The following is a 20262-nucleotide window of genomic DNA, read 5'->3' as shown; positions in this document are numbered from 1 at the left end:
CGGATCACGCGCCCGGTCCGCCAAGGCCGCGCAGGTGGTCGAGCTGGCGCCAGTAGCGGCCGATCGCCTCCAACCCCGCCGGGGTCAGCGCAGCGCTCGTCTGCGGCTTCTTCCCGACGAACTTCTTGGTGATCTCGACCAGGCCGCCCTGCTCCAGCTTGCCGAGGTGGCTCGACAGGTTGCCCTTGCTCAGGCCCAGCGTGCTCTGCAGGAACAGGAACTCCGCGCTCCGCACCGACGACAGCACCGTGAGGATGCCGAGCCGGGCGGGTTCGTGGACGAGGCGGTCGACGTCGAAGTCGGGGGCCGGCGGGGCCTGGTCGCGCTCCGCCTCAGTCACGCGGCACCGGCTTCATCGACGCCACGAGACGGGCGTGGTCGACGAGTCCTACGACGACCAGCGCGAGCCCGAGCGAGAACAGGCCGACCCGCTCGCGGAGGCCGTCGAGCCCGACCAGCGGGGCGAACGCGCTGAGCACCACGACCGCCAGGGCCACCCAGTGGGCCGGGCCGACGCCGACGTGGCGGTAGCCCCACCGGTAGCCCACGGCCAGGAGGGCGCCTGCGGCGAGGGGGAGCACCAGCACCGGCAGGCCGAGCGCGCGGTCGATCGAGTAGGCCGTCCCGCAGACCACGACGGCGACCAGCGCGTACGCGATGGTGAGGAGTGCGGAGTGCCGGCTGACGGCCTTGCCGAAGCGCTTCTGGTAGTAGCCGACCCCGACCGCCACACCGAGGGCGATCACGATGGTCGCCCAGGTCGAGGAGCCGAACGCCCAGACCACCAGACCGACGCCGGTGCTCGCGGTGATCAGGCCCTGCAGCACCTCGTAGTCGGCCGCGACGGCGGCGGTGCGCCGGAGGTCCTCCGTGCTCTGCTGCATCTGGTTTGTCATGCAGACCAGTCTGCTCCTTCTTCACGGAATGTCAAACCGGTCTGCGACGCAAACCTCGCACGTACTCGATCCGGGCCACGCTCTCCAACGTTCCCGGAGCAGCCCGGACGGGCTGCGGAGGGGGAGCCGGGCGACCTTCCGCGCGGAAGGGACGGCGATCAGCGCCGGGCGGCGCAGGCGACGCACGTCCGCGCCCCGGGGCGGGCCTCCAACCGCTCGGGCGCGATCGGGCGGCCGCACGACTCGCACACCCCGTACGCCCCGGCGTCGAGACGCTCGCGGGCCGCGAGCAGCTCGGCGAGCGTTCGTCGGACGGTCGCCAGCAGGGCGGTGTCGCGGACCTGGTCCATCGAGGCGGTCGACCCCTCCGGGTCGTGCTCGTCGTCGCTGAACATGAGCAGCCGCGCGTCGCGCGTCTGCTCGATCGCCGCCGCGAGCGCGGCCTCCTGCGCCCGGGCGGCGGCGACCCGTTCGTCGAGGAGCCGCGCGGGGTCGGTGCCGCTCAGCGCCCGATGAGGCGGCGCAGCCCGCCCCGGACCGACGGGGCAGGTTCGGGACGACCGGACGCAGGCTCGGAGCGGCCCGGGGTGGGGGCCGTGGCGGCCGCCGGCGCGGTGTCGAGCTCCGCCGGCGTCTCGATCTTGCTGACCAGGCCGGGGATGTCGAGCAGCGAACCCTTGGCGTCGGCCTCGCGCGGCGCGATCTCGCCCTCCACGCTGTAGAGGGTCAGCGTCATGACGGCCGTGCAGCGCGTCCCGTAGCCGTGCTCCATGACCTCGCAGCCGTAGCACTTGACCTGGCCCTGCGTCACCACCAGGTCGGGGTTGGCGGCGGCGAGCCGTTCCTCGCGCTCGCTCGCCTTGCCGGCGAAGGCGCGCACCGCGTCGCCGTTCCAGCAGGCGACACCGTCGCCGCCACTTCGGATATCCACCCGCATGGGCACCTCTTCGTCGAGTCTTCGTCGAATCGCCGAACTTCACTGCCGAGCTCGCTGCACGTCAGGTCGAGAACGACCCGCGAGGACCGATGGTGCCACCCCGTCCTGACGACGACGGCCCCGCCTGGCGCGGAGGGGTGCTCCGGGCGGGCCGGTCAGGCCAGGTCGTACGCCATCCCCATCGCCTCGCGGACCTCGTCGAGGGTGGCCTCGGCGACCGCGTTCGCGCGCGCGTTGCCCTCCGCCAGCACCCGCAGCAGGTGGCCGGGGTCGGCCTCGAGCTCGGCCCGCCGCTCGCGGATCGGCGCGAACGTGGAGTTCACGGCCTCGGTCACGACCGCCTTGAGCCGGCCGGCGCCGCCGTCGCCGATCTCGTCGGCCCAGCTCTGCGGCGTGCGGCCGGTGCAGAGCGCCGCCAGCAGCAGCAGGTTGGCGACCTCGGGACGGCCCTGCGGGTCGTAGGTGATGTTCCGGTCGGAGTCGGTCACCGCGCGCTTGATGATCTTGGCCGTCGCGTCGGCGGTCATGCCGATCTCGATGGTGTTGCCGCGCGACTTGCTCATCTTGGTGCCGTCGGTGCCGAGGATGTTCGGGGCCTCCGACAGCAGCGCGTCCGGCTGCGGGAAGACCGGTGCCTTCAGCGAACCGCGGCCGTACGTCTCGTCGAACCGCCGCGCCACGACCCGCGTCTGCTCCAGGTGGGGGAGCTGGTCCTTGCCGACCGGCACGACGTTGGCCTTGCAGAAGAGGATGTCGGCCGCCTGGTGGACCGGGTAGGTGAGCATCAGCCCCGACATCGGGCGCTGGCTGGCGGCGAGCTCGGACTTCACGGTCGGGTTGCGGCGCAGCTCGGAGTCGGTGACGAGCGAGAGGAAGGGCAGCATCAGCTGGTTCAGCGCCGGGACCGCCGAGTGGGTGAAGATCGTGCTGCGGGCGGGGTCGAGGCCCACGGCGAGGTAGTCCACGAGCAGCGAGAGGACGCGCTCGCGGATGGGGCCGACGCCGTCGCGGTCGGTGATCACCTGGTAGTCGGCGATGACGATCCACGAGTCGACGCCGAGCTCCTGGAGCCGGACCCGGTTGGCCAGCGAACCGAAGTAGTGCCCGATGTGCAGCCGACCGGTCGGCCGGTCGCCGGTGAGCATCCGGTAGCGCCCGGCGTCGCCGGCCAGGTCGGCCTCGATCTGTCGGGAGCGGCGCTGCGCGGCGTCGTACGAGCTCGACTCCGACTCCGAGGCCGTCTCGACGTCCACCTGGGTCTCGTCGCTCGTGCTGACGTCCGTCACCGGGAGTGCTCCTCGCTCGCTCGTGCCGCGCGCCGACCGCTCACGACGGGTTCCCACCCTAATGCTGAGATGGGCGACGGCCGTTCGCGTTCCTCCGGCGAGGCCACCCCTCCACCGCACCTCAAGGAGCACCTGTGCCCTACACCCCAGAGCAGACCGCCATCCTCGACCGCGAGCCCGTGCCCGCGCAGGGCACCACCTCCGCCGAGGTGGCGTACGACGTCGACGGCACCGCCTGTTCCGGCTACGTCGCCCGTCCCGACGACGACGCGACGCACCCCGCCGTGCTCGTGGTCCACGACTGGCTCGGCGTCACCGACGCCGCACGGTTCCGGGCCGACATGCTGGCCCGGCTGGGCTACGTGGCCTTCGCCGCCGACATCTTCGGCGCCGACACCCGCCCGAGCGACGAGGAGGCGCCGCAGGTCGCCGGTCGCTTCTACGGCGACCAGGAGCTCTTCCGGTCCCGGCTCGCGGCGGGCCTGGAGCAGCTGCTCGCCCAGCCCGGCGTCGACACGTCCCGCGTCGCCGCGATCGGCTACTGCTTCGGCGGTTCCGGGGTCCTGCAGCTGGCCCGGACGGGCGCCGACCTCAAGGGCGTCGTGACCTTCCACGGCGGCCTCTCGACGGGGCCCGAGGGTGAGGCCGAGCAGATCCGCGCCAAGATCCTCGTGCTCACCGGCGCGGTCGACCCGGTGGTGCCGCCCGAGGCCGTCGACGCGTTCACCGACGAGCTGCGCCGCGTGCCGTCGCTGGACTGGCAGGTCGTCACGTACTCCGGCGCCATGCACGCCTTCACCATCCCGGGTGCGAATGCGCCGGACCACGGCGCGCAGTTCCAGGCGGTCGCCGAGGCGCGCAGCTGGCAGGCGATGAAGAACTTCTTCGCCGAGGTCCTCTAGGACCCACCCGCGGCCGTCGCACCGAGCGGTGCGGCGGCCGCCGGGCGGTAGCCGGTCCCGGCGTGCGCGCGCCGGCGACCGGCAGCGCGTGCTGGGCGCGGAGGAGCGGCCTCAGGCCCCCGCGGGGTCGAGCTCGTCGACGTCGCCGTCGCCGTCCAGCTCGCCGATCAGCCCGCGCATCTTGGTCATCAGCCGCGAGAGCAGACGCGACACCTGCATCTGCGTCACGCCGACGACGGCGGCGATCTGCGACTGCGTCATCTCCTCGAGGAACCGCATCCGCAGCAGGTCGCGCTCGGCGTCGGTGAGGCTCCGCAGCGCGTGGTGCAGCAGCACGCGGGTCTCGACGACGTTCCACTCCGGCGGGTGCTCCGGCATCCAGGCGTCGCCGACGAGGGCGTCGATGCTCGTCGCGTGCAGCCCGAGCTCCGCGGTCTTCGCGTCCTCCACGGCCTGCGTGGTCCAGCCGAGGTGGGCGGCGAGGTCGGCCGTCGTGGGTGGCCGGCCGATCTCCTGGGAGAGGTCGGGGACGGCCCCGCGCAGCACGTTCGCCGCCTCCTGGACCGAGCGCGGCGGCCGAACCGACCAGCCGTGGTCGCGCAGGTAGCGCCGCAGCAGACCCGTCATCGTCACCCAGGCGAAGTAGGCGTACGTGGTCTGGCTCGGGTCGTAGCGGTCGAACGCCTCGACCAGCCCGCCCCGCGCGACCTGGACCAGGTCGTCGTACTCGCTGCGGGGGCCGTAGCGGCGCGCAGCGCTCGTCGCGAGCCACAGGTGCAGCGTCACTACCTCGTCGCGGATCATCCGCCGCTCGTCCGGGGTCGCCCCGCCGAGCAGACCGATGAGGTCCGCGGTCCGTTCGCGCTCGGCCTCGCGCTCGCGACCGCGCGGGGGAGTGTTCAGGTCGCGCGCGGGCCGCTGGCCGAGGTCGTGGCCGATGAGCTCGTCGACGCGCTTCGTGCCGCGGGGTGCGACCTCCAGCAGGCTGTCGAGCGGCAGCTCGACGCCCTCGCCCTCAGCCCGCACGCCGCGGACCTCTGGCTCTGACACCCCCGGCGAGCAGTGCCGGGCCCCCGCGCAGGACCATCAGCACAGGCTGGTCACAACAACTCATCATGTCCTCGAGTCAAGCCCCCCTCAGGGGCGGTTGGGTACACCCCAAGGTGGGTAGGGTGCCGATATGTCCCGACCGATCAGCGTGGCCGTGGTGGACGACTACGACGTGGTCGTGCTCGGCGTGGCCCGGATGCTCGAGCAGTACCCCGACCGCGTGCAGGTCGCGGAGCTCTCGACCGACTCCACCGTCGACCGACCCGTCGACATCGTTCTGTACGACGCCTTCGCCCAACCCGAGAGCGACACGGCCGACCTGAGGTTGTTCCTCGACAACCCCCTCGCCGGACGCACCGTCGTCTACACCTGGAACTTCCACCCCCGGCTGGTCGAGCAGGCGCAGGAGATCGGGGTCCACGGCTACCTGTCGAAGGCCCTGCCGGCGCGCGACCTGGTCGCCAGCCTGGAGCGGGTGGCCGCGGGAGAGTCGGTGGTCAGCGAGCCGCCCGGCCGGGCCCGCAGCGCGACCGGGCTGGACTGGCCCGGGCGGGCCGAGGGCCTGAGCGACCGGGAGTCGGAGATCCTGGCGCTGATCACGCAGGGCAGGAGCAACGCCGAGGTCGCCTCGATCACGTTCCTCAGCCCCAACACGATCAAGTCCTACGTGCGCACGATCTACCGCAAGATCGGCGTCTCGAGCCGTACGCAGGCCGTGCTGTGGGGTGTCCGGCACGGCTTCGTGCCGGGGGAGAGCCGGCACGGGATGTGGCGCTGACGAGTCGCGCGACCGCCTGAGCGGCGGTCGGCGGACCGGCTACTGGACGGCTGAGGTCAGCCGCATCAGGTTGTCGATCACGCTGCGCCAGAAGCCGCGCTGCTCCCAGGCGCCCTGGTCGAGGCGGCGCGAGAGGCGGCGGTACTCGTCCTCGACGGCCTTGACCTGGTCGACGAACGTGCGCCCGCAGACCATCAGCATCACCTCGAGGTCGAGCTGGAAGCTGCGGATGTCCATGTTCGACGAGCCGATCACGGCGACCTGGTCGTCGATGGAGACGTGCTTGGAGTGGAGGATGTGCGGCTTCGGGTAGAGGTAGATCTTCACGCCCGCCGCCAGCAGCTCGGAGTAGTACGAGTGCTGCGCGTGGAAGACCATGAACTGGTCGCCGATCTCGCCCACGAACAGCTCGAGGTCCACCCCGCGACGGGCGGCGGTGGTGATCGAGGCGAGCAGGGACTCGTCGGGCACGAAGTACGGGCTCGTGATGCTGATCCGCCGCTCCGCGTGGTAGAGCAGGCTGTTGAACAGCGCCAGGTTGTTCTCCTGGTCGTACGCCGGGCCGCTCGGCGCGACCTGGGCCAGCAGCTCGCCGGAGCGCTGGGCGTCGGAGGCCTGCTCGCGCGAGCTGTCCAGCAGCTCGTCGGTCTCGCAGTACCAGTCGGTGACGAAGAGCGCGTCGACCTCGTGCACGACCGGGCCGTGCACCTCGCAGAGCTCGTCGACCCACTGCAGGCCCCGCCGCTTGTTGCCGCGCTTGTCGTAGCTGGGGTCGATCATGTTCAGCGAGCCGACGTAGGCGACGTCGCCGTCGACGACCATGAGCTTGCGGTGGTTGCGCAGGTCGGGCCGTTGCCAGCGGCCCTTGAGGGGCTGCACCGGCAGCATCAGGTGCCAGACGACGCCCATCGCGGTCAGCGCCTTGAGCGTCTTGCGGTAGCCGGGGTAGGGCCGGGTGCCCATGTGGTCGAGCAGCAGCCGTACGGTCACGCCGCGGGCGACGGCCTTCTCCAGCGCCGCGAAGAACGGTTCGGTGGTCGCGTCGCGGATGGTGATGTAGAACTCCGAGTGCACGTAGCGCTCGGCGCCGTCGACGGCCGCGACCAGCGTGCGCAGCTGCTCCTCGAAGCCCATGACCATGCGCGCGTCGTTGTCCTGCAGCAGCGGCATCGCCCCGACCCGGTCCACGAGCGTCGAGACCGACGGGAACCACGCCGGCGCGTCCTCGCCCGGCCGCACCGGTCCCACCGCACGGGCGGCCTCCTCGATCAGGGTGTCCATGTTCTGCTGCTTCTCGCGCCGGCTCTGCGGGAGCCGGGGGCTGCCGATCAGGAAGAAGAGCACGATGCCGAGCAGCGGGATCAGGGCCATCAGCAGCACCCACGCGAGGGCGGAGCTCGGCGGGCGGTTGCGCGGGGTGATGACGAGTGCCACGAGGATCAGCGCGATCTCCAGGCCCACCAGCAGCCCGGTGCCGCTGAAGCCGCTCAGGAGGTCGAACACGGGCGCAACCTATCGGGGGCGAGCCAGGGTCGGCGCCCAGCCTGGGCACAGGTGTCCCCGCTAACCTCGAATCATCTGGTGAGCATCGGTCGCGTCACGACTCCTCGATTTCTGCTTGCGTCCCGGCTGAGAAGCCCCGACCGAACTCAGGAGACGTCATCGCCACCACCATCCCTGCCGTCGCGCCCGCACGAGCGACGGCGCGGCTCGCGAACCAGGCCCACACGCGGAGCTTCACCACGCTGATCGCCGACGTCCGCGACGCAGGTCTGCTCGGTCGGACCCGGTGGTTCTACGGTCTGGTCTTCACGGGTCTGCTGCTCGCCCTGGTCGGGATCGCCACCGGCATGGCGCTGCTCGACCACTCCTGGCTGCAGCTGCTGATGGCCGGGGCGCTCGGGCTCGTGCTGACGCAGTTCGCCTTCCTCGGCCACGAGGCCTCGCACCGGCAGATCTTCGCCTCCAACCGCGCCAACGACCACGGCGGCCGGCTGCTCGCGGTCGGCTTCGCGGGCATCAGCTACAGCTGGTGGATGAGCAAGCACACGCGCCACCACGGCAACCCGAACCGCGTCGGCAAGGACCCGGACATCGCCGTCGACGCCGTGTCCTTCACCGCGGAGGACGCGGCGACGAAGCGCGGCCTGGTCGGCTGGTTCACCCGGCGCCAGGCGTGGTTCTTCTTCCCGCTGCTGCTCCTCGAGGGCGTCAACCTGCACCTGCACTCGGTGCGCTCGCTCGTCCGCGGCGGGCCGCGCCCCGGCCGCCGTCGCGAGCTCGTGGCCCTGGTGCTGCGCCTCGCCCTCTGGGTGGCGCTGCTCCTGTGGATCTTCCCGGTCGGCCTCGCGGCCGCGTTCCTGGGCGTGCAGCTCGCCGTGTTCGGCCTCTACATGGGCGGCACCTTCGCCCCGAACCACATGGGCATGCCGATCGTCCCGGCCGACGCCAAGCTCGACTTCCTCTCCAAGCAGGTCCGCACCTCGCGCAACATCCGCGGCGGCATCTGGATGAGCGCCCTCATGGGCGGGCTCAACCACCAGGTCGAGCACCACCTCTTCCCGAGCATGCCGCGGCCGCACCTGCGGGCCGCCCGCAAGATGGTGCGCGAGCACTGCCGCGTGCTCGACGTGCCGTACACCGAGACCAACCTGGCCGTCGCCTACCGCTCGGTCCTCGGTCACCTGCGCACGGTCGGCCTGGCCGCGCGCGACCCGTTCGACTGCCCGGCCGCACGGAGCATGCGCTTCGGCTGATCGGCGTCGGGCTCACGGTCTCGGCTGCTCGCCCCTCACCCCGCGACGGGTGAGGGGCGAGGGCGTCTCGGCGGTTTGTAGCGTGGGTCTCCGGCCGACGGAGGGACGCGCATGAGCCTGCAGGAGCTGGTCGGGCGCGGGACCTGGACGCACGAGCCCGAGGCGGTCCGCCTCGACGGCGCCGAGCTCCGGGTGACCGCGGTCGAGGGGAGCGACGCCTGGCGGACGACGTCGTACGGGTTCGTCCACGACTCCGAGCACGCGCTCGTGGAGGAGCTGCCGGGTGAGTTCGGGCTGGAGGTCTCGTTCCGGCTCGACTACGCCGAGCAGTTCGACCAGGCCGGGCTGTTCCTGCGCGCGGGCGCGGACGAGTGGATCAAGGCGGGCGTCGAGTTCTCCGACGGCGTGCCCTGGGTCGGTGCCGTCGTGACGCACCAGACGTCCGACTGGTCGGTCGCGCCCGTCCCCGAGTGGGCCGGCCAGGTGGTCACGGTGCGCGCGAGCCGTTCCGGTGATGCCGTGACGATCCGCGCCCGGGTCGACGACGAGCCGTACCGGCTGGTTCGTCTGGCCCACCTCGACCCCGACGCGTCAGTCGCGGGCGGTCTGCTGATGGCGGCGCCGACGCGCGCGGGCCTGACGGTGACGTTCACCGGGCACGCCGTGGGCGAGCCGGACTCTTCGCTGCACTGACGCCGAGACATCGGAGGCGATCGGGTCGGGGAGACGCGGTCAGATTCCCTCCGGTCCGGCGTCTGGTGGGATGGACAGGCCATGGCCTCCTCCAGCACCACGCCCGACCGTTCGCTCCTGCGCCCCGGCCTCCGCGTGGTGGTGGTCGGCACGGTGGGCCGGCACACGCGACCCGCGCAGTACTACGCCGGTCCCGGCAACCGCTTCTACGAGCTGCTGCAGGGCAGCGGGCTCGTCGACGAGCGGCTCGGACCGGACTCGGTGGACCGGCTGCCCGCGCTCGGCGTCGGGCTCACCGATCTCGTGATCGAGCGCGTCCAGCACGCCGGGCAGGAGCCGGAGGTGCTGGTGCACCGCCACGAGCTCGACCGCGTGCTCCGTGCGGCAGCTCCGCGCGCGGTCGCGTTCGTGAGCAAGACGGCGGCGACCTGGTACGCCCGCGGGGCGGGGGAGCGGCTGCCGCAGGGCTACGGCGAGCTGGGGTGGACGGTCGCAGGGATCCCGGCCTTCGTGCTGCCCGGTCCCTCCGGCGCCAACAACGGGATGCCGCTCGCGCTCCGGCTGGCGCTGTGGACCGACCTGGCGGACTTCCTCGAGCACCTCGAGGCGCGCGGCTGACCTTCTGCTGCGAAGTCCACCTCTGGTGTGGTCAACCGTGCAGAAGTTCTCGGGCGAGGCTCCCGGTCGGCCTCCGGCCTGGCAGGGTGGTCGGCACCGCGAGCCGGAGGGGGCCATGGACGAACGACCGCCCACGGACTGGGAGGCGCGCGTGGCCAAGGCCAAGCGCGAGGGCACCTGGTACGGCCCCGACGAGGAGCCGAGCCCGTACCCGCCGCGGGTGAGGCTCGTGCGCTTCCTCGTCGGTACCGGGGTGGGCCTGGCGCTCGCGGTCGTGCTGGGCAGCGTGGTCCACCTGGTCACCGGTCGCCCGGGGTCGCCGTTCACCGTGGACGCGCTGCTGCACAGCCTCGTGAGCAGCGTGTTCCTGGCGCTCTGGGTCGGCTGGTCCTGGACCCGGCCGCCGAGGCCGAGGCGGCCGTCGGACGGGCGGCCCCGGTGGTGGCGGAGGATACGAGATTCGAACTCGTGAGGGCGTGAACCCAACCCGCTTTCCAAGCGAGCGCCATAGGCCTCTAGGCGAATCCTCCGCGCGGAACCTTACCTGCTGGCGCGACCACGTCCGAACGCGTTCGTCCCGACCGTCCCGGCCCGGCCGGTGGCGGCGGGTGCCGTCGGGCTCGCGTACAGTGGTGGCCGGTCCCCCGCGTGGCGGCACCTCACCCAACTCCCCCAGGGCTTGACGGCAGCAAGGGTCAGTGAGCTCTGCCGGGTGCGCGGGGGGCTCTTTCTTCTCCCGGACCTGGTTGATGCGCGATGGAAGCGCTCCCTGAGCTTGTCGAAGAACCCGGGAAGCGATCCCTGAGCTTGTCGAAGGGCCTCGAAGAGGTCGGCGTCGTCGGCACAAGAGGCGACGTCAACCCGTCCCGGGCCCTTCGACAGGCTCAGGGAACGTCCCCGGGCCAGGGAACGCCGCCAGGCTCAGCGAACCTCGACAGCCTCAGGCCGCGAGGCGGTCCGCGAGCCCGTGCAGGGCGAGGATGCGGTCGAGCTCGGGGCGCCCGGCGTCCTTGGCGAACTGCTCGGCGACCAGCCCCACGGAACGTGCGCTCTCCACGTTGGCCCGCACGTCGTCGACGAACAGCACCTGCCCGGCCGGCAGGCCGATCTGCGCCACGGCGGTGCGGAAGAACTCCGGGTCGGGCTTCGCCGCACCGATCTCCGCCGAGATGATCATCGGGTCGAAGACCGCGGCGTAGCCGAGCTCGCGGCGCATGTACGCGGCCCGCTCGCGGTGCTGGTTGGTCCCGAGCGCGCAGCGGATCCCGCTGTCCTGCAGCTCGCGGGCGGCCTCGAGCATGAAGGGGTCGACGAAGAGGTGCTGCCAGACGTCGAGCAGCTCGGTGGCGCCGACCTCGAGGCTGTGGTCGCGCAGGACCTCGGCGAGGACGTCGGCGTACGGGCGCGAACCGTCGAGCACCGGCTGCTCGGCCGTGCTGATGGCGTCGAGGAAGTCGTCGAGGTCGTCACCGAACAGGCCGGTGAGGCGGCCGATCTCCCCGGCCCAGTCGTTGGCGGGGCGCTGCAGCACCCCGTCGCAGTCGAACAGGACGGCTCGGACGGGTGCACTCACACGCCCCATCCTCCCAGCGCCACGGAACGGTGTCCGGCGAGCGACGCGGTCCGTTCAGCGGACGTTCGCGTCACGCACCTTGGCGAGCAGGTTCATCGCGTCGAAGGGGGCGCGCACCTTGGCGTCGTTGTCGCAGTAGACGTAGACGTCCAGCCCGGCCGCGTCCCACCCGCGCACCTTCGCCGCCCAGGCGTCCAGCTGGTCGTCGTCGTAGCCGCTGGCGTAGAGCTCGTCGTGGCCGTGCAGGCGCACGTACGCGAAGCGCGCGGTCACCTCGTCGAACACCGGCCACTGGCCCGGGTTGTCCGACAGCACCATCGCGGCGTCGTGCTCGCGCAGCAGCCGGCTGAACGCGGGCACCCGGAAGCTCTCGTGGCGCACCTCGAACGCGTGCCGCAGCGGCAGGTCGGGCGTGCTCGTCGTGGTCAGCGCGCGGTCGCCGGCGACCCGCTGGTCGTGCTGCTCGGCCAGGGCGGCCGCCTCGGCGGCGGTGCGGGGGAGCGCGTCGAGGAACGCGGCCAGCCGGGCCTCCTCGAAGCGGAAGGTGGCCGGCAGCTGCCACAGGAACGGTCCGGTGCGCGGGCCCAGCGCGAGCACCCCGGAGGCGTAGAAGTTCGCCAGCGCGGTGGTCGGCTCCGCCAGCTTGCGCATGTGGGTGATGAAGCGGCTGCCCTTGACCGCGAACACGAAGTGCTCGTCGGCGACCGGTGCCACCTCGTTCACCCAGCTGGCGTAGCTCGACGGCCGCAGCAGCCCGTAGAAGCTGCCGTTCACCTCGACGCTGGTCATCCGCTCGGCGACGTACGCGAGCTGGCGCCGCTGCACGAGGCCCTGCGGGTAGAACGTGCCGCGCCACGGCTGGTAGGTCCAGCCCGAGATGCCCACGCGGATCACGGACCCATCCTCGTACGCGGTGAGGCTCCGGCCGGCGGACGGGCAGCGCGGGTGATCTCCACCCGGGCTCCACCCTCGGGTCGATGTGCCGCGGGCCCGTGCCGAGGAGCGTGGAGGCCATGACGCACTCCCTGCTCCCCGCCGTGGCCGGACTGGCCGTGTTCGCCCTGATCCTCTACCGCCAGCTTCGCAGCCAGCCCGTCGGCGGTGCGGCGGGCTACCGGCGCCCGGTGGTCTTCGGGGCCATCGGTGCGGTGCTCGGTCTCGAGTACGCCGGCGCCCACCGGGTCGACGCCCTCGCCGTGACCGGCCTCGCGGTCAGCCTCGTCCTGGCCGCCGGGCTGGCGTGGCTGCGGGCCCGGTCGGTCCGGCTGTGGGTCCAGGACGGCACCTGGTGGCGGCGCGGGACCGCGCTGACCGTCGTGCTGTGGTTCTGCTCGATCGGCACCCACCTCGGCCTCGACGCCCTGCTCGGGCTCGTCGACCCGGGCGAGGGGATCGGTCGAGGGCTCGGCAACGCGACGCTGCTCGTCTACCTCGGCGTCTCGCTCGGCCTGCAGCACCTGGTCCTGACCCGGCGGGTCGCCGCGCTGTCGGGTCCCTCGGCGCGGACGACGCCGCGGCAGCCGGTCCGCACGGCAGGCTGAGGCCATGCCCCACCGGCTCGTGCTCGCCTCCCGGGTGCTGCTGACCGCCGGCCTGGCGGTCGCGCTCCTCGGCACGGGCACGGTCCGGCACGGCGACGGCGCGTCCCGGGGGGTCCTCGTCGGCCTCACCGTGCTGGCCTGCGTCGCGCTGCTGCTCAGCGCCACGGAGCGGGGCCGGCCCGCCCTGCCGGTCCCCCCGACGGTCTCGACCGCGGCGCTCGTCGTGCTCGCGGCCTGCGGCGTCGCCCTGTGCTGGTTGCTGCCGGACTCGAGCGGGCCGGCCGTCCCGCTGGTGCTGGCGCGGCTCTCGGCCCAGGCCCGCCTGCCCGCCTGGGGCCGGTACACCGCCCTGGTCGTCGCCACGGCCTCGCTGGCGGTCTACACCGTCGTGAGCGACGGCCCCTGGTGGGCCTACGTCGGCTGGGCGGTGGCCGTCGGTGTCCTCCACCAGTCCGGGCTGCGGGTCCAGTCCCGGCGGCAGCAGCTCGAGGACGCCGAGCTGCTGCTGGCCCAGGAGCAGGCGCTGCGCGAGGAGCAGGTCCGCAGCGCGGCCGCGGTCGAACGCACGAGGATCGCGCGCGAGCTGCACGACGTGCTCGCGCACACCCTCTCCGGCCTGACCGTGACGCTGCAGGCGACCGCGGCGCTGCTCGAGGCGGAGGGCGCGTCCCCCGCGGCGCGCGAGCAGGTCGGGCGTGCGCGGGCGCTGGCCGTGGACGGGCTGGCCGAGGCGCGGACAGCGGTGGCCAGCCTCGCGAGCGGCGACGAGGGGCGTACGCGGCTGGACCTCCGCGCGGTCGTCGAGCGCCAGGTGCGGGAGCACCGCATCACCACGCAGGCCGAGATCGCGCTGCGGACGACGGGTGCGCTGGACCGGGTGCCGGCACCGGTCGTCGGCGCCGCGTCGGGCATCCTGCGCGAGGCCCTCACGAACGCCGTGCGGCACGCCCCGGGACGCCCGGTCCGCGTCACCCTGGCGCAGGGCGACGCGCTCGTGCTGACGGTCGAGGTGGACGAGGGGTCCGCGGCGCCGGCCGCCGCGGACGGCGGGATGGGCCTGGCCGGCATGCGGCAGCGCGCGATCGAGGTGGGCGGCGACCTGGCGGCGGGGCCGTCGGACCACGGCTGGCGGGTCGAGGCCCGACTGCCCGTGGGGGAGGAGGCTGAGGAGCGTGGCTGAGCCGGAGCGACCCGTACGGGTGGTGGTCGCCGACGACCAGACGGTCGTGCGCGACGGGGTCTGCCTGATGCTGCGGCTCGCCGAGGGCGTCGAGGTGGTCGGCACCGCGGCGGACGGCGCCGAGGCGGTCGAGGTCGTGGCCGCGACCGTTCCGGACGTGCTGCTGGTGGACCTGCGCATGCCGGGCGTCGACGGGGTCGAGGCGACGCGGCGCGTCCGGGCGCTCGAGCGGCCCCCGGCCGTGGTCGTCCTCACGACCTTCGACGACGAGACCTCGGTGCTCGCCGCGCTCCGGGCGGGCGCGCTCGGCTACCTCACCAAGGACGCGGACGCGCCCGCCATCGCCGACGCCATTCGCTCCGCGGCCGCGGGACGCTCGCTGCTCGACGCGGGCGTGCAGGCCCGCCTGGTGGCGGCCGCGGGGAGCCCGGGCGGGGCGCCCGCGCCCGGTCCGGCCGTCGAAGGACTGACCCCCCGCGAGGTGGAGGTGCTCCGGCTGGTCGCCCGCGGCGCCGCCAACCGGGAGGTCGCACGCGAGCTCGTGCTCTCCGAGGCCACGGTCAAGACCCACGTGAACCACCTGCTGGCCAAGCTCGCCGTCCGCGACCGCGCCCAGCTGGTCGCCTGGGCGTACCAGCACGGCGTGGTCTGAGCGCCCTTCCCCCTCCGTCTCCATAGAAAGTGGTCGGTCCCGACCCGGTCAACGGCGTGTCGCCGACCGGCGGTGACCACTTCCGCGACGGGGGCGGGAGGCGTACGGCGGCCGGTCGGCGCCCGACGAGAACTGTCGGTCGGCGGGCATAAGGTCGTCGTCGTGGACGAGGTGCTCGAGGGGTCGACGACGGGCGGCCTGCGGGCCGAGCCGGATCCCTGGGACGAGCGTGAGGACGAGCCCGCCGCGTACGAGCTGACGACCCAGGACGAGGCGCTGTTCGGCGAGCCCGAGGGCGGTTCGGGGCCGTCCGGCACGCCGCCGCTGGCGCTCTACCGGCGCTACCGCCCGGACACCTTCGCCGACGTCATCGGCCAGGACCACGTGACGCAGCCGCTGCAGCGCGCGCTGGCCAACAACCGGGTCAACCACGCCTACCTGTTCTCGGGCCCGCGCGGCTGCGGCAAGACGACGTCGGCGCGGATCCTGGCGCGCGCGCTCAACTGCGAGTACGGCCCGCGCGCCGAGCCGTGCGGCCACTGCCGCTCCTGCCGCGACCTGGCAACGGGCGCCTCCGGCAGCATCGACGTGATCGAGATCGACGCGGCCAGCCACGGCGGCGTCGACGACGCCCGCGACCTGCGCGAGCGGGCGTTCTTCGCCCCGGTCGCCAGCCGCTACAAGATCTACATCGTCGACGAGGCGCACATGGTGACCACGGCGGGGTTCAACGCCCTGCTCAAGCTGGTCGAGGAGCCGCCGCCGCACGTCAAGTTCATCTTCGCCACGACCGAGCCGGACAAGGTCATCGGGACGATCCGCTCGCGGACGCACCACTACCCCTTCCGGCTGGTGCCGCCCAGGATCCTCACCGACTACCTCGGCAAGCTCTGCGCGGCCGAGGGCATCACCGTCGAGCCGGCGGTCCTGCCGCTCGTCGTCCGGGCCGGTGCCGGTTCGGTGCGCGACACCCTGTCGGTGCTCGACCAGCTGCTCGGCGGGGCCGAGGAGAGCGGGGTGTCCTACCGCCAGGCCACGGCGCTGCTCGGCTACACCCCGGACTCGCTGCTCGACGAGTTCGTCGACTCCTTCGCCGCGGGCGACGCCGGCGGCGTGTTCGCCTCGGTGGACAAGGTCATCGAGGTCGGCCAGGACCCGCGACGGTTCGCGGAGGACCTGCTGCGCCGGCTGCGCGACCTCGTGATCGTGGCCGCGGTGCCGGACGCGCTGTCCTCGGGCCTGGTCGACGTCGCGCCCGACCAGGCCGACCGGCTCTCCACGCAGGCCGCGTCGCTCGGGCCGGGCGAGCTGACGCGGGCCGCCGAGGTCATCTCGACCGGCCTGACCGAGATGCGCGGCACCACGGCCCCGCGGCTGCACCTCGAGCTGATGTGCGCCCGGGTGCTGCTGCCCGGGGCCGACGTCGACGACCGCGGCCTGCACGCCCGCCTCGACCGCATCGAGCGGCGCCTGGACATGGTCAGCGGCACCGACGCGCCCGCGCGCCCGGCCGCGGCCGCGCGCCCCGAACCCTCGCCCCGCGCCGAACGGGCCCCGCAGGACGAGGCCGACGACGAGCCGGGCGACACGTCGACGCCGACGCCGCGCGACGAGCAGGCTGCCCGTACGGCCGAGCCGGGCGCCGGGGACGAGCGGGACCGGGAGCCGGCCGCACCGGCTCCCGCGCAACGGCCCGAGCCCCGTGCGCCGGTCACTCGGAGCGAGGCCGCCCCGGCCGTGTCCCGTGGCCCGGCCCGACCGACCACGCCCAAGCCGGTCCGTCCCGAGCTCGCCGCCCTGCAGCGCGACCACGACGCGCAGCCGGAGCCGGCTCCCGAGCAGGGCGACGCCCGCGGTCCCTCCGGTGGCGACACGGACGACACGATGCTGGGCGCGACCCGTACGGAGGAGCCTCCCGCCGCGCCGTCGGCGCCCTCCGGCTCCCGCCTCACGGTCACCGACGTCCGCCGCCTGTGGCCGGAGGTGCTGGAGGAGGTCAAGAGCAAGCGGCGCTTCACCTGGATCCTGCTGAGCCAGAACGCTCAGGTCGCCGAGGTGCACGACGGCAGCCTGCTGCTGGCCATGGCCAACACGGGGGCCCGGGACAGCTTCGGGCGCGGCGGCAGCGAGGACGTGCTGCGCGAAGCGCTCGTCGTCGTGCTGGGCACCGACTTCCGCATCGAGACGATGGTCGACGCGGGCGCCCCGGGTTCCGGCACGACCGCACGGGTTGCCGAGAGCCGGTCCGCGGCGCCCGTCGCCCCGCCGGCGGCGGAGGTTCCCGAGGCACCGGCCGGCCAGGCCCCCGTCCGGGCGCCGACCCCCTCGGCGAGAGAGCGCGCCGTCGCGAGCGTCCAGGCCGCGGGCCCGGCCGAGACGCGCGACCCGGACGACGCCGCGGACCGCGACGACGTCGACGTCGACGACGGGGTCGAGTCGCACACCGAGCTGCTCGCCCGCCACCTCGGGGCCCAGATCATCGCCGAGGACGAGCCGGGCGTCTGACGCCGGCCGCGGCCGTTCCGGGGGGCAAGGGAGCGCGTACGCAACGAGACGCTCCCTGAGCTCGTCGAAGGGCCTCGAAGAGGTCGGCGCTCCGAGGCCGACGGGCACGCCGACCCGTTCTGGGCTCTTCGACGGCTCGGGGAGCGTCCGGGGGTGCGGGCCGCGTCGCGCCGCACGGCGGTGTCGGCCCCGCCGACTAGGGTGGGCGCCATGATCCCCGACGGTGGCGACATGTCTGGTCTGCTGGCCCAGGCGCAGGCGATGCAGGCCCAGCTGGTGGCCGCGCAGCAGGAGCTCGCGGAGGCCACGGTCCAGGGCAGCGCGGGGGGTGACATGGTCACCGCGACCGTCACCGGCGCCGGTGAGCTCGTCGGCCTGGTGATCAAGCCCGAGGCCGTCGACCCCGAGGACACCGAGACCCTGGCCGACCTGGTGCTCGCCGCGGTCCGCGACGCCAACCACCAGGCCCAGACGCTCGCCGCCACCAAGCTCGGGCCGCTGGCCGGTGGGCTCGGCGGCGGGCTCGGCTTCTAGGACCCAGGCGGTGTACGAGGGTCCGGTCCAGGACCTCATCGACGAGCTCGGCCGGCTGCCGGGCATCGGCCCGAAGAGCGCCCAGCGGCTCGCGTTCCACATCCTCGCCGCCGACGCGGAGGACGTGATGCGCCTTGCGGCGACGCTGCAGCTGGTCAAGGAGACCGTCAAGTTCTGCGAGGTGTGCTTCAACGTCTCGGAGGACACCCGCTGCCGCATCTGCCGCGACCCGCGGCGCGACGCCACCACCATCTGCGTGGTCGAGGAGTCCAAGGACGTCGTGGCCGTCGAGCGGACCCGGGAGTTCCGCGGGCGCTACCACGTGCTCGGCGGGGCGATCAGCCCCATCGACGGCATCGGGCCCGCCGACCTCAAGATCCGCGAGCTCTGCCTGCGCCTCGCCGACGGGACCGTCACCGAGGTGATCCTCGCGACCGACCCCAACCTCGAGGGGGAGGCCACCGCGACGTACCTCTCGCGGCTCCTGCTGCCCATGGGCGTCCGCGTCAGCCGGCTCGCCAGCGGCCTGCCGGTCGGCGGCGACCTCGAGTACGCCGACGAGGTCACCCTGGGCCGCGCGTTCGAGGGCCGTCGCTTCGTCGAAGCCAGCTGACCGCTCGGCTCCACTCCCCACGCCCTACCGACGCCTCGCCCCACCCTGCGTCGAACGGTAGGTTGCCGCGCCGTCTACTCGTGTGGATGCCGCGGCAACCTACCGCTCGCCGGGAGATGGGGGCGGGCTTGCGAGACGGGCGTACGAGGCGGGCGTACGAGGGCGGGGCCGTCAGAGGCGCGTGCGCAGGTCGACCGTCGTGGGGGCTGCCGCCTGGCGGGCGCGGTTGACGTAGAGCGACGCCCCGACGCCGGCGAACACCAGCACGAAGAGCACCGAGGGGTAGCCGATCAGGTGCGACCAGCGCGTGTACGTCAGCGGGGCCGTCCGGTGCCGGCCGAGCACGGTCGCGTTGATGACGAGCGCGACGACGAAGGTCGCCAGCGCGCCGGTGAGCGCCGCACGCAGCGGTCCCTGGCGGTCCCAGGTCTGGGTGATGATCAGCCCGGTCAGCCCGCCGAGGAGCGCGCCGGCGAGCAGCGCCGGCCCGAGGCTGATGAGCGAGGGGAGCAGCTCGCGGCCGATGAAGGCGGAGCCGCTGGGCAGGCCGACCGTGGCCGTCTGCCCCGCGTGGAGGGTCATCCGGTCGGCCGCCCAGAAGCCGAGGCGGACGAGCTGGAACACGACCGTCGCGGCCAGCGCGGCTCCGGCGCCGGTGACGACCCCGGGCAGCACCGCGGTCGGGACCGGGGTGGACGCGACGAGGTCGCGCGACTCGAGGTCGCTCATCAGACCGCCACCCGCTCGTCCTCGCGGTGGAAGACGCCAAGCTGCTCGCAGGCGCCGTTGAGGATCCGCTGCACCGTCAGCGTGTCGGCCAGCGGCATGACCGCGCTCTCGGTGCGCCCCGCCCGCAGGCACTCGTTCACCTCGATCAGCTCGTGGCTGTAGCCGACGCCGAGCGGCGGCAGCCGGAACGTCTCCGGCTCCGCACCCGTCCGGCCCAGGGTGAAGGACTTCGGGTGGTGGAAGCGGGGGTGGATCTCGATCCAGCCCTTCGTCCCGTGCAGCCGGGCGGCGCCCGGCGTCGGGTTGCGCAGCGACATCAGCAGCGCGGCCGCCCGCCCGTCCTCGTAGCCGAGGAGCAGGCCCGCCTCCCGGTCCGCGCCGGTCGGGGCCAGCGAACCGCTCACGCTCACCGAGGTCGGCTCGCCGAGGAAGTGCTGGGCGATCGAGACGACGTAGACGCCGAGGTCGAGCATCGCCCCGCCGCCCTGCGCGAGGTCGAAGAGCCGGTCGGAGGGGTCGTACGGCCGGTCGACGCCGAGGTCGGCCTGCACCTGGCGCACCTCGCCGATCGCCCCCTCGGCGACCAGCTCGCGGATCTTGACGAGCACCGGCTGGAACCGGGTCCACATCGCCTCCATGGCGAAGACCTGCTCCTGGCGCGCGAGGTCCACGACCCGCTGCGCGCCGGCGAGCGTCGCCGTGAACGTCTTCTCGACCAGCACGGCCTTGCCGGCCGCGATCGAGGCCAGGGCGATCGCCTCGTGCTGCGGGTGCGGCGTCGCGATGTAGAGGGCGTCGACCTCGTCGTCGCCGAGGATGCCGCCGTAACCGCCGTACGCGCGGGCGATGCCGTGCCGGTCGGCGAAGGCCTGCGCCCGCTGCTGCGAGCGGCTGGCGACGGCGACGAGCTCGGCCCCGTCGACGTGCGCGAAGTCGGGGGCCACGGACTCCGCGATCCGGCCCGGTCCGACGATGCCCCAGCGGACGGGGCGCTCAGCGATCGGCGTGCTCACGCCCGC

The 20262-nt window shown here is 73.5% G+C and carries 23 protein-coding genes, 1 tRNA gene and 1 other RNA gene; 13 read left to right on the top strand and 12 right to left on the bottom strand.

Translation table 11 applies throughout. From position 1 onward, the window contains the following. Positions 1 to 4 precede the first annotated feature (4 nt). The 5 genes from BMY04_RS01795 to trpS form a co-directional block, all read right to left on the bottom strand. Positions 5 to 340, bottom strand: a complete 336-nt coding sequence (locus BMY04_RS01795) for a winged helix-turn-helix domain-containing protein (RefSeq protein ID WP_091177402.1) — start codon at positions 338 to 340, stop codon at positions 5 to 7. Continuing rightward, entirely contained in the window at positions 333 to 896 is a 564-nt protein-coding gene (locus tag BMY04_RS01790) for a hypothetical protein (RefSeq protein ID WP_139209703.1), read from the bottom strand. Before BMY04_RS01790 ends, BMY04_RS01795 begins: the two co-directional genes overlap by 8 nt. Positions 897 to 1054: 158 nt before the next feature. Further along, positions 1055 to 1291: a TraR/DksA family transcriptional regulator gene (locus BMY04_RS01785; RefSeq protein ID WP_091177400.1), complete on the bottom strand. Its 237-nt coding sequence runs from the start codon at positions 1289 to 1291 to the stop codon at positions 1055 to 1057. 107 nt (positions 1292 to 1398) lie between these two features. Then, the gene (locus BMY04_RS01780) at positions 1399 to 1833 is read right to left on the bottom strand and encodes a hypothetical protein (RefSeq protein WP_139209702.1); all 435 of its coding nucleotides are present in this window, start codon (positions 1831 to 1833) and stop codon (positions 1399 to 1401) included. Between the two features lie 155 nt (positions 1834 to 1988). Further along, a complete protein-coding gene (gene trpS / locus BMY04_RS01775; RefSeq protein ID WP_232506097.1) occupies positions 1989 to 3086 on the bottom strand; it encodes a tryptophan--tRNA ligase in 1098 nt (365 codons plus the stop codon). 167 nt (positions 3087 to 3253) lie between these two features. On the opposite strand from trpS, the gene BMY04_RS01770 reads away from it, so the two are divergent. After that, positions 3254 to 4021: a dienelactone hydrolase family protein gene (locus tag BMY04_RS01770; RefSeq protein WP_091177398.1), complete on the top strand. Its 768-nt coding sequence runs from the start codon at positions 3254 to 3256 to the stop codon at positions 4019 to 4021. 111 nt (positions 4022 to 4132) lie between these two features. Here BMY04_RS01770 and BMY04_RS01765 read toward each other — a convergent pair whose 3' ends face one another. Further along, a complete protein-coding gene (locus tag BMY04_RS01765) occupies positions 4133 to 5047 on the bottom strand; it encodes a sigma-70 family RNA polymerase sigma factor (RefSeq protein WP_091177397.1) in 915 nt (304 codons plus the stop codon). Positions 5048 to 5201: 154 nt separating this feature from the next. Between BMY04_RS01765 and BMY04_RS01760 the strand changes: the two genes are divergently transcribed. Continuing rightward, a complete protein-coding gene (locus BMY04_RS01760) occupies positions 5202 to 5849 on the top strand; it encodes a response regulator transcription factor (protein WP_091177396.1) in 648 nt (215 codons plus the stop codon). Between the two features lie 39 nt (positions 5850 to 5888). On the opposite strand, the gene cls is transcribed toward BMY04_RS01760, so the two are convergent. Then, entirely contained in the window at positions 5889 to 7352 is a 1464-nt protein-coding gene (gene cls, locus BMY04_RS01755; protein WP_091177395.1) for a cardiolipin synthase, read from the bottom strand. Between the two features lie 347 nt (positions 7353 to 7699). Between cls and BMY04_RS01750 the strand changes: the two genes are divergently transcribed. From BMY04_RS01750 to BMY04_RS01735, 4 genes are all read left to right on the top strand, one after another. Further along, the gene (locus tag BMY04_RS01750; protein ID WP_232506037.1) at positions 7700 to 8605 is read left to right on the top strand and encodes a fatty acid desaturase family protein; all 906 of its coding nucleotides are present in this window, start codon (positions 7700 to 7702) and stop codon (positions 8603 to 8605) included. A gap of 111 nt (positions 8606 to 8716) precedes the next feature. Continuing rightward, on the top strand, positions 8717 to 9298 hold the full coding sequence (locus BMY04_RS01745) for a DUF1349 domain-containing protein (protein WP_091177393.1): 582 nt from the start codon (positions 8717 to 8719) through the stop codon (positions 9296 to 9298). A gap of 81 nt (positions 9299 to 9379) precedes the next feature. Beyond that, entirely contained in the window at positions 9380 to 9916 is a 537-nt protein-coding gene (locus BMY04_RS01740; protein ID WP_091177392.1) for a mismatch-specific DNA-glycosylase, read from the top strand. Positions 9917 to 10031: 115 nt separating this feature from the next. Continuing rightward, positions 10032 to 10388 (top strand): hypothetical protein, encoded by a 357-nt coding sequence (locus tag BMY04_RS01735; protein WP_091177391.1) that lies wholly within the window; start codon positions 10032 to 10034, stop codon positions 10386 to 10388. On the opposite strand, the gene BMY04_RS01730 is transcribed toward BMY04_RS01735, so the two are convergent. Next, positions 10359 to 10446, bottom strand: a tRNA-Ser gene (locus BMY04_RS01730). The two genes, BMY04_RS01735 and BMY04_RS01730, sit on opposite strands and share 30 nt — an antisense overlap. A 105-nt stretch (positions 10447 to 10551) precedes the next feature. Here BMY04_RS01730 and ffs point away from each other — a divergent pair. Continuing rightward, an RNA gene (gene ffs / locus BMY04_RS01725) (signal recognition particle sRNA small type) lies at positions 10552 to 10648 on the top strand. Between the two features lie 208 nt (positions 10649 to 10856). Here ffs and BMY04_RS01720 read toward each other — a convergent pair. Further along, positions 10857 to 11489 (bottom strand): HAD family hydrolase, encoded by a 633-nt coding sequence (locus BMY04_RS01720; RefSeq protein WP_170853944.1) that lies wholly within the window; start codon positions 11487 to 11489, stop codon positions 10857 to 10859. A 54-nt stretch (positions 11490 to 11543) separates the two neighbouring features. After that, the gene (locus tag BMY04_RS01715; RefSeq protein WP_091177389.1) at positions 11544 to 12383 is read right to left on the bottom strand and encodes a DUF72 domain-containing protein; all 840 of its coding nucleotides are present in this window, start codon (positions 12381 to 12383) and stop codon (positions 11544 to 11546) included. 119 nt (positions 12384 to 12502) lie between these two features. Between BMY04_RS01715 and BMY04_RS01710 the strand changes: the two genes are divergently transcribed. The 6 genes from BMY04_RS01710 to recR all read left to right on the top strand — a co-directional run bounded on the left by BMY04_RS01710 (position 12503) and on the right by recR (position 18514). Then, on the top strand, positions 12503 to 13030 hold the full coding sequence (locus tag BMY04_RS01710) for a hypothetical protein (RefSeq protein WP_139209701.1): 528 nt from the start codon (positions 12503 to 12505) through the stop codon (positions 13028 to 13030). 4 nt (positions 13031 to 13034) lie between these two features. Beyond that, positions 13035 to 14210, top strand: a complete 1176-nt coding sequence (locus tag BMY04_RS01705; RefSeq protein WP_091177387.1) for a sensor histidine kinase — start codon at positions 13035 to 13037, stop codon at positions 14208 to 14210. After that, entirely contained in the window at positions 14203 to 14862 is a 660-nt protein-coding gene (locus tag BMY04_RS01700; protein WP_198409878.1) for a response regulator, read from the top strand. The genes BMY04_RS01705 and BMY04_RS01700 overlap by 8 nt, the downstream gene beginning before the upstream one ends. Before the next feature lie 162 nt (positions 14863 to 15024). Next, positions 15025 to 17367 (top strand): DNA polymerase III subunit gamma and tau, encoded by a 2343-nt coding sequence (locus BMY04_RS01695; protein WP_408630430.1) that lies wholly within the window; start codon positions 15025 to 15027, stop codon positions 17365 to 17367. A gap of 210 nt (positions 17368 to 17577) precedes the next feature. Then, positions 17578 to 17901 (top strand): YbaB/EbfC family nucleoid-associated protein, encoded by a 324-nt coding sequence (locus BMY04_RS01690; RefSeq protein ID WP_091177385.1) that lies wholly within the window; start codon positions 17578 to 17580, stop codon positions 17899 to 17901. Between the two features lie 10 nt (positions 17902 to 17911). Then, positions 17912 to 18514, top strand: coding sequence for a recombination mediator RecR (recR, locus tag BMY04_RS01685; protein WP_091177384.1), 603 nt, complete (start codon positions 17912 to 17914; stop codon positions 18512 to 18514). Positions 18515 to 18685: 171 nt separating this feature from the next. Here the strand turns inward: recR and BMY04_RS01680 are convergent, their stop codons facing one another. Further along, positions 18686 to 19243, bottom strand: a complete 558-nt coding sequence (locus tag BMY04_RS01680; protein WP_091177383.1) for a hypothetical protein — start codon at positions 19241 to 19243, stop codon at positions 18686 to 18688. Beyond that, a complete protein-coding gene (locus tag BMY04_RS01675; RefSeq protein WP_091177869.1) occupies positions 19243 to 20256 on the bottom strand; it encodes a Gfo/Idh/MocA family protein in 1014 nt (337 codons plus the stop codon). Before BMY04_RS01675 ends, BMY04_RS01680 begins: the two co-directional genes overlap by 1 nt. Positions 20257 to 20262: the final 6 nt, after the last annotated feature.

Source organism: Microlunatus flavus, from assembly GCF_900110855.1.
Lineage (GTDB): Bacteria > Actinomycetota > Actinomycetes > Propionibacteriales > Propionibacteriaceae > Microlunatus > Microlunatus flavus.
The sequence above is the reverse complement of the archived record's forward strand: the minus strand, read 5'-3'. Positions and strand labels throughout refer to the sequence as shown.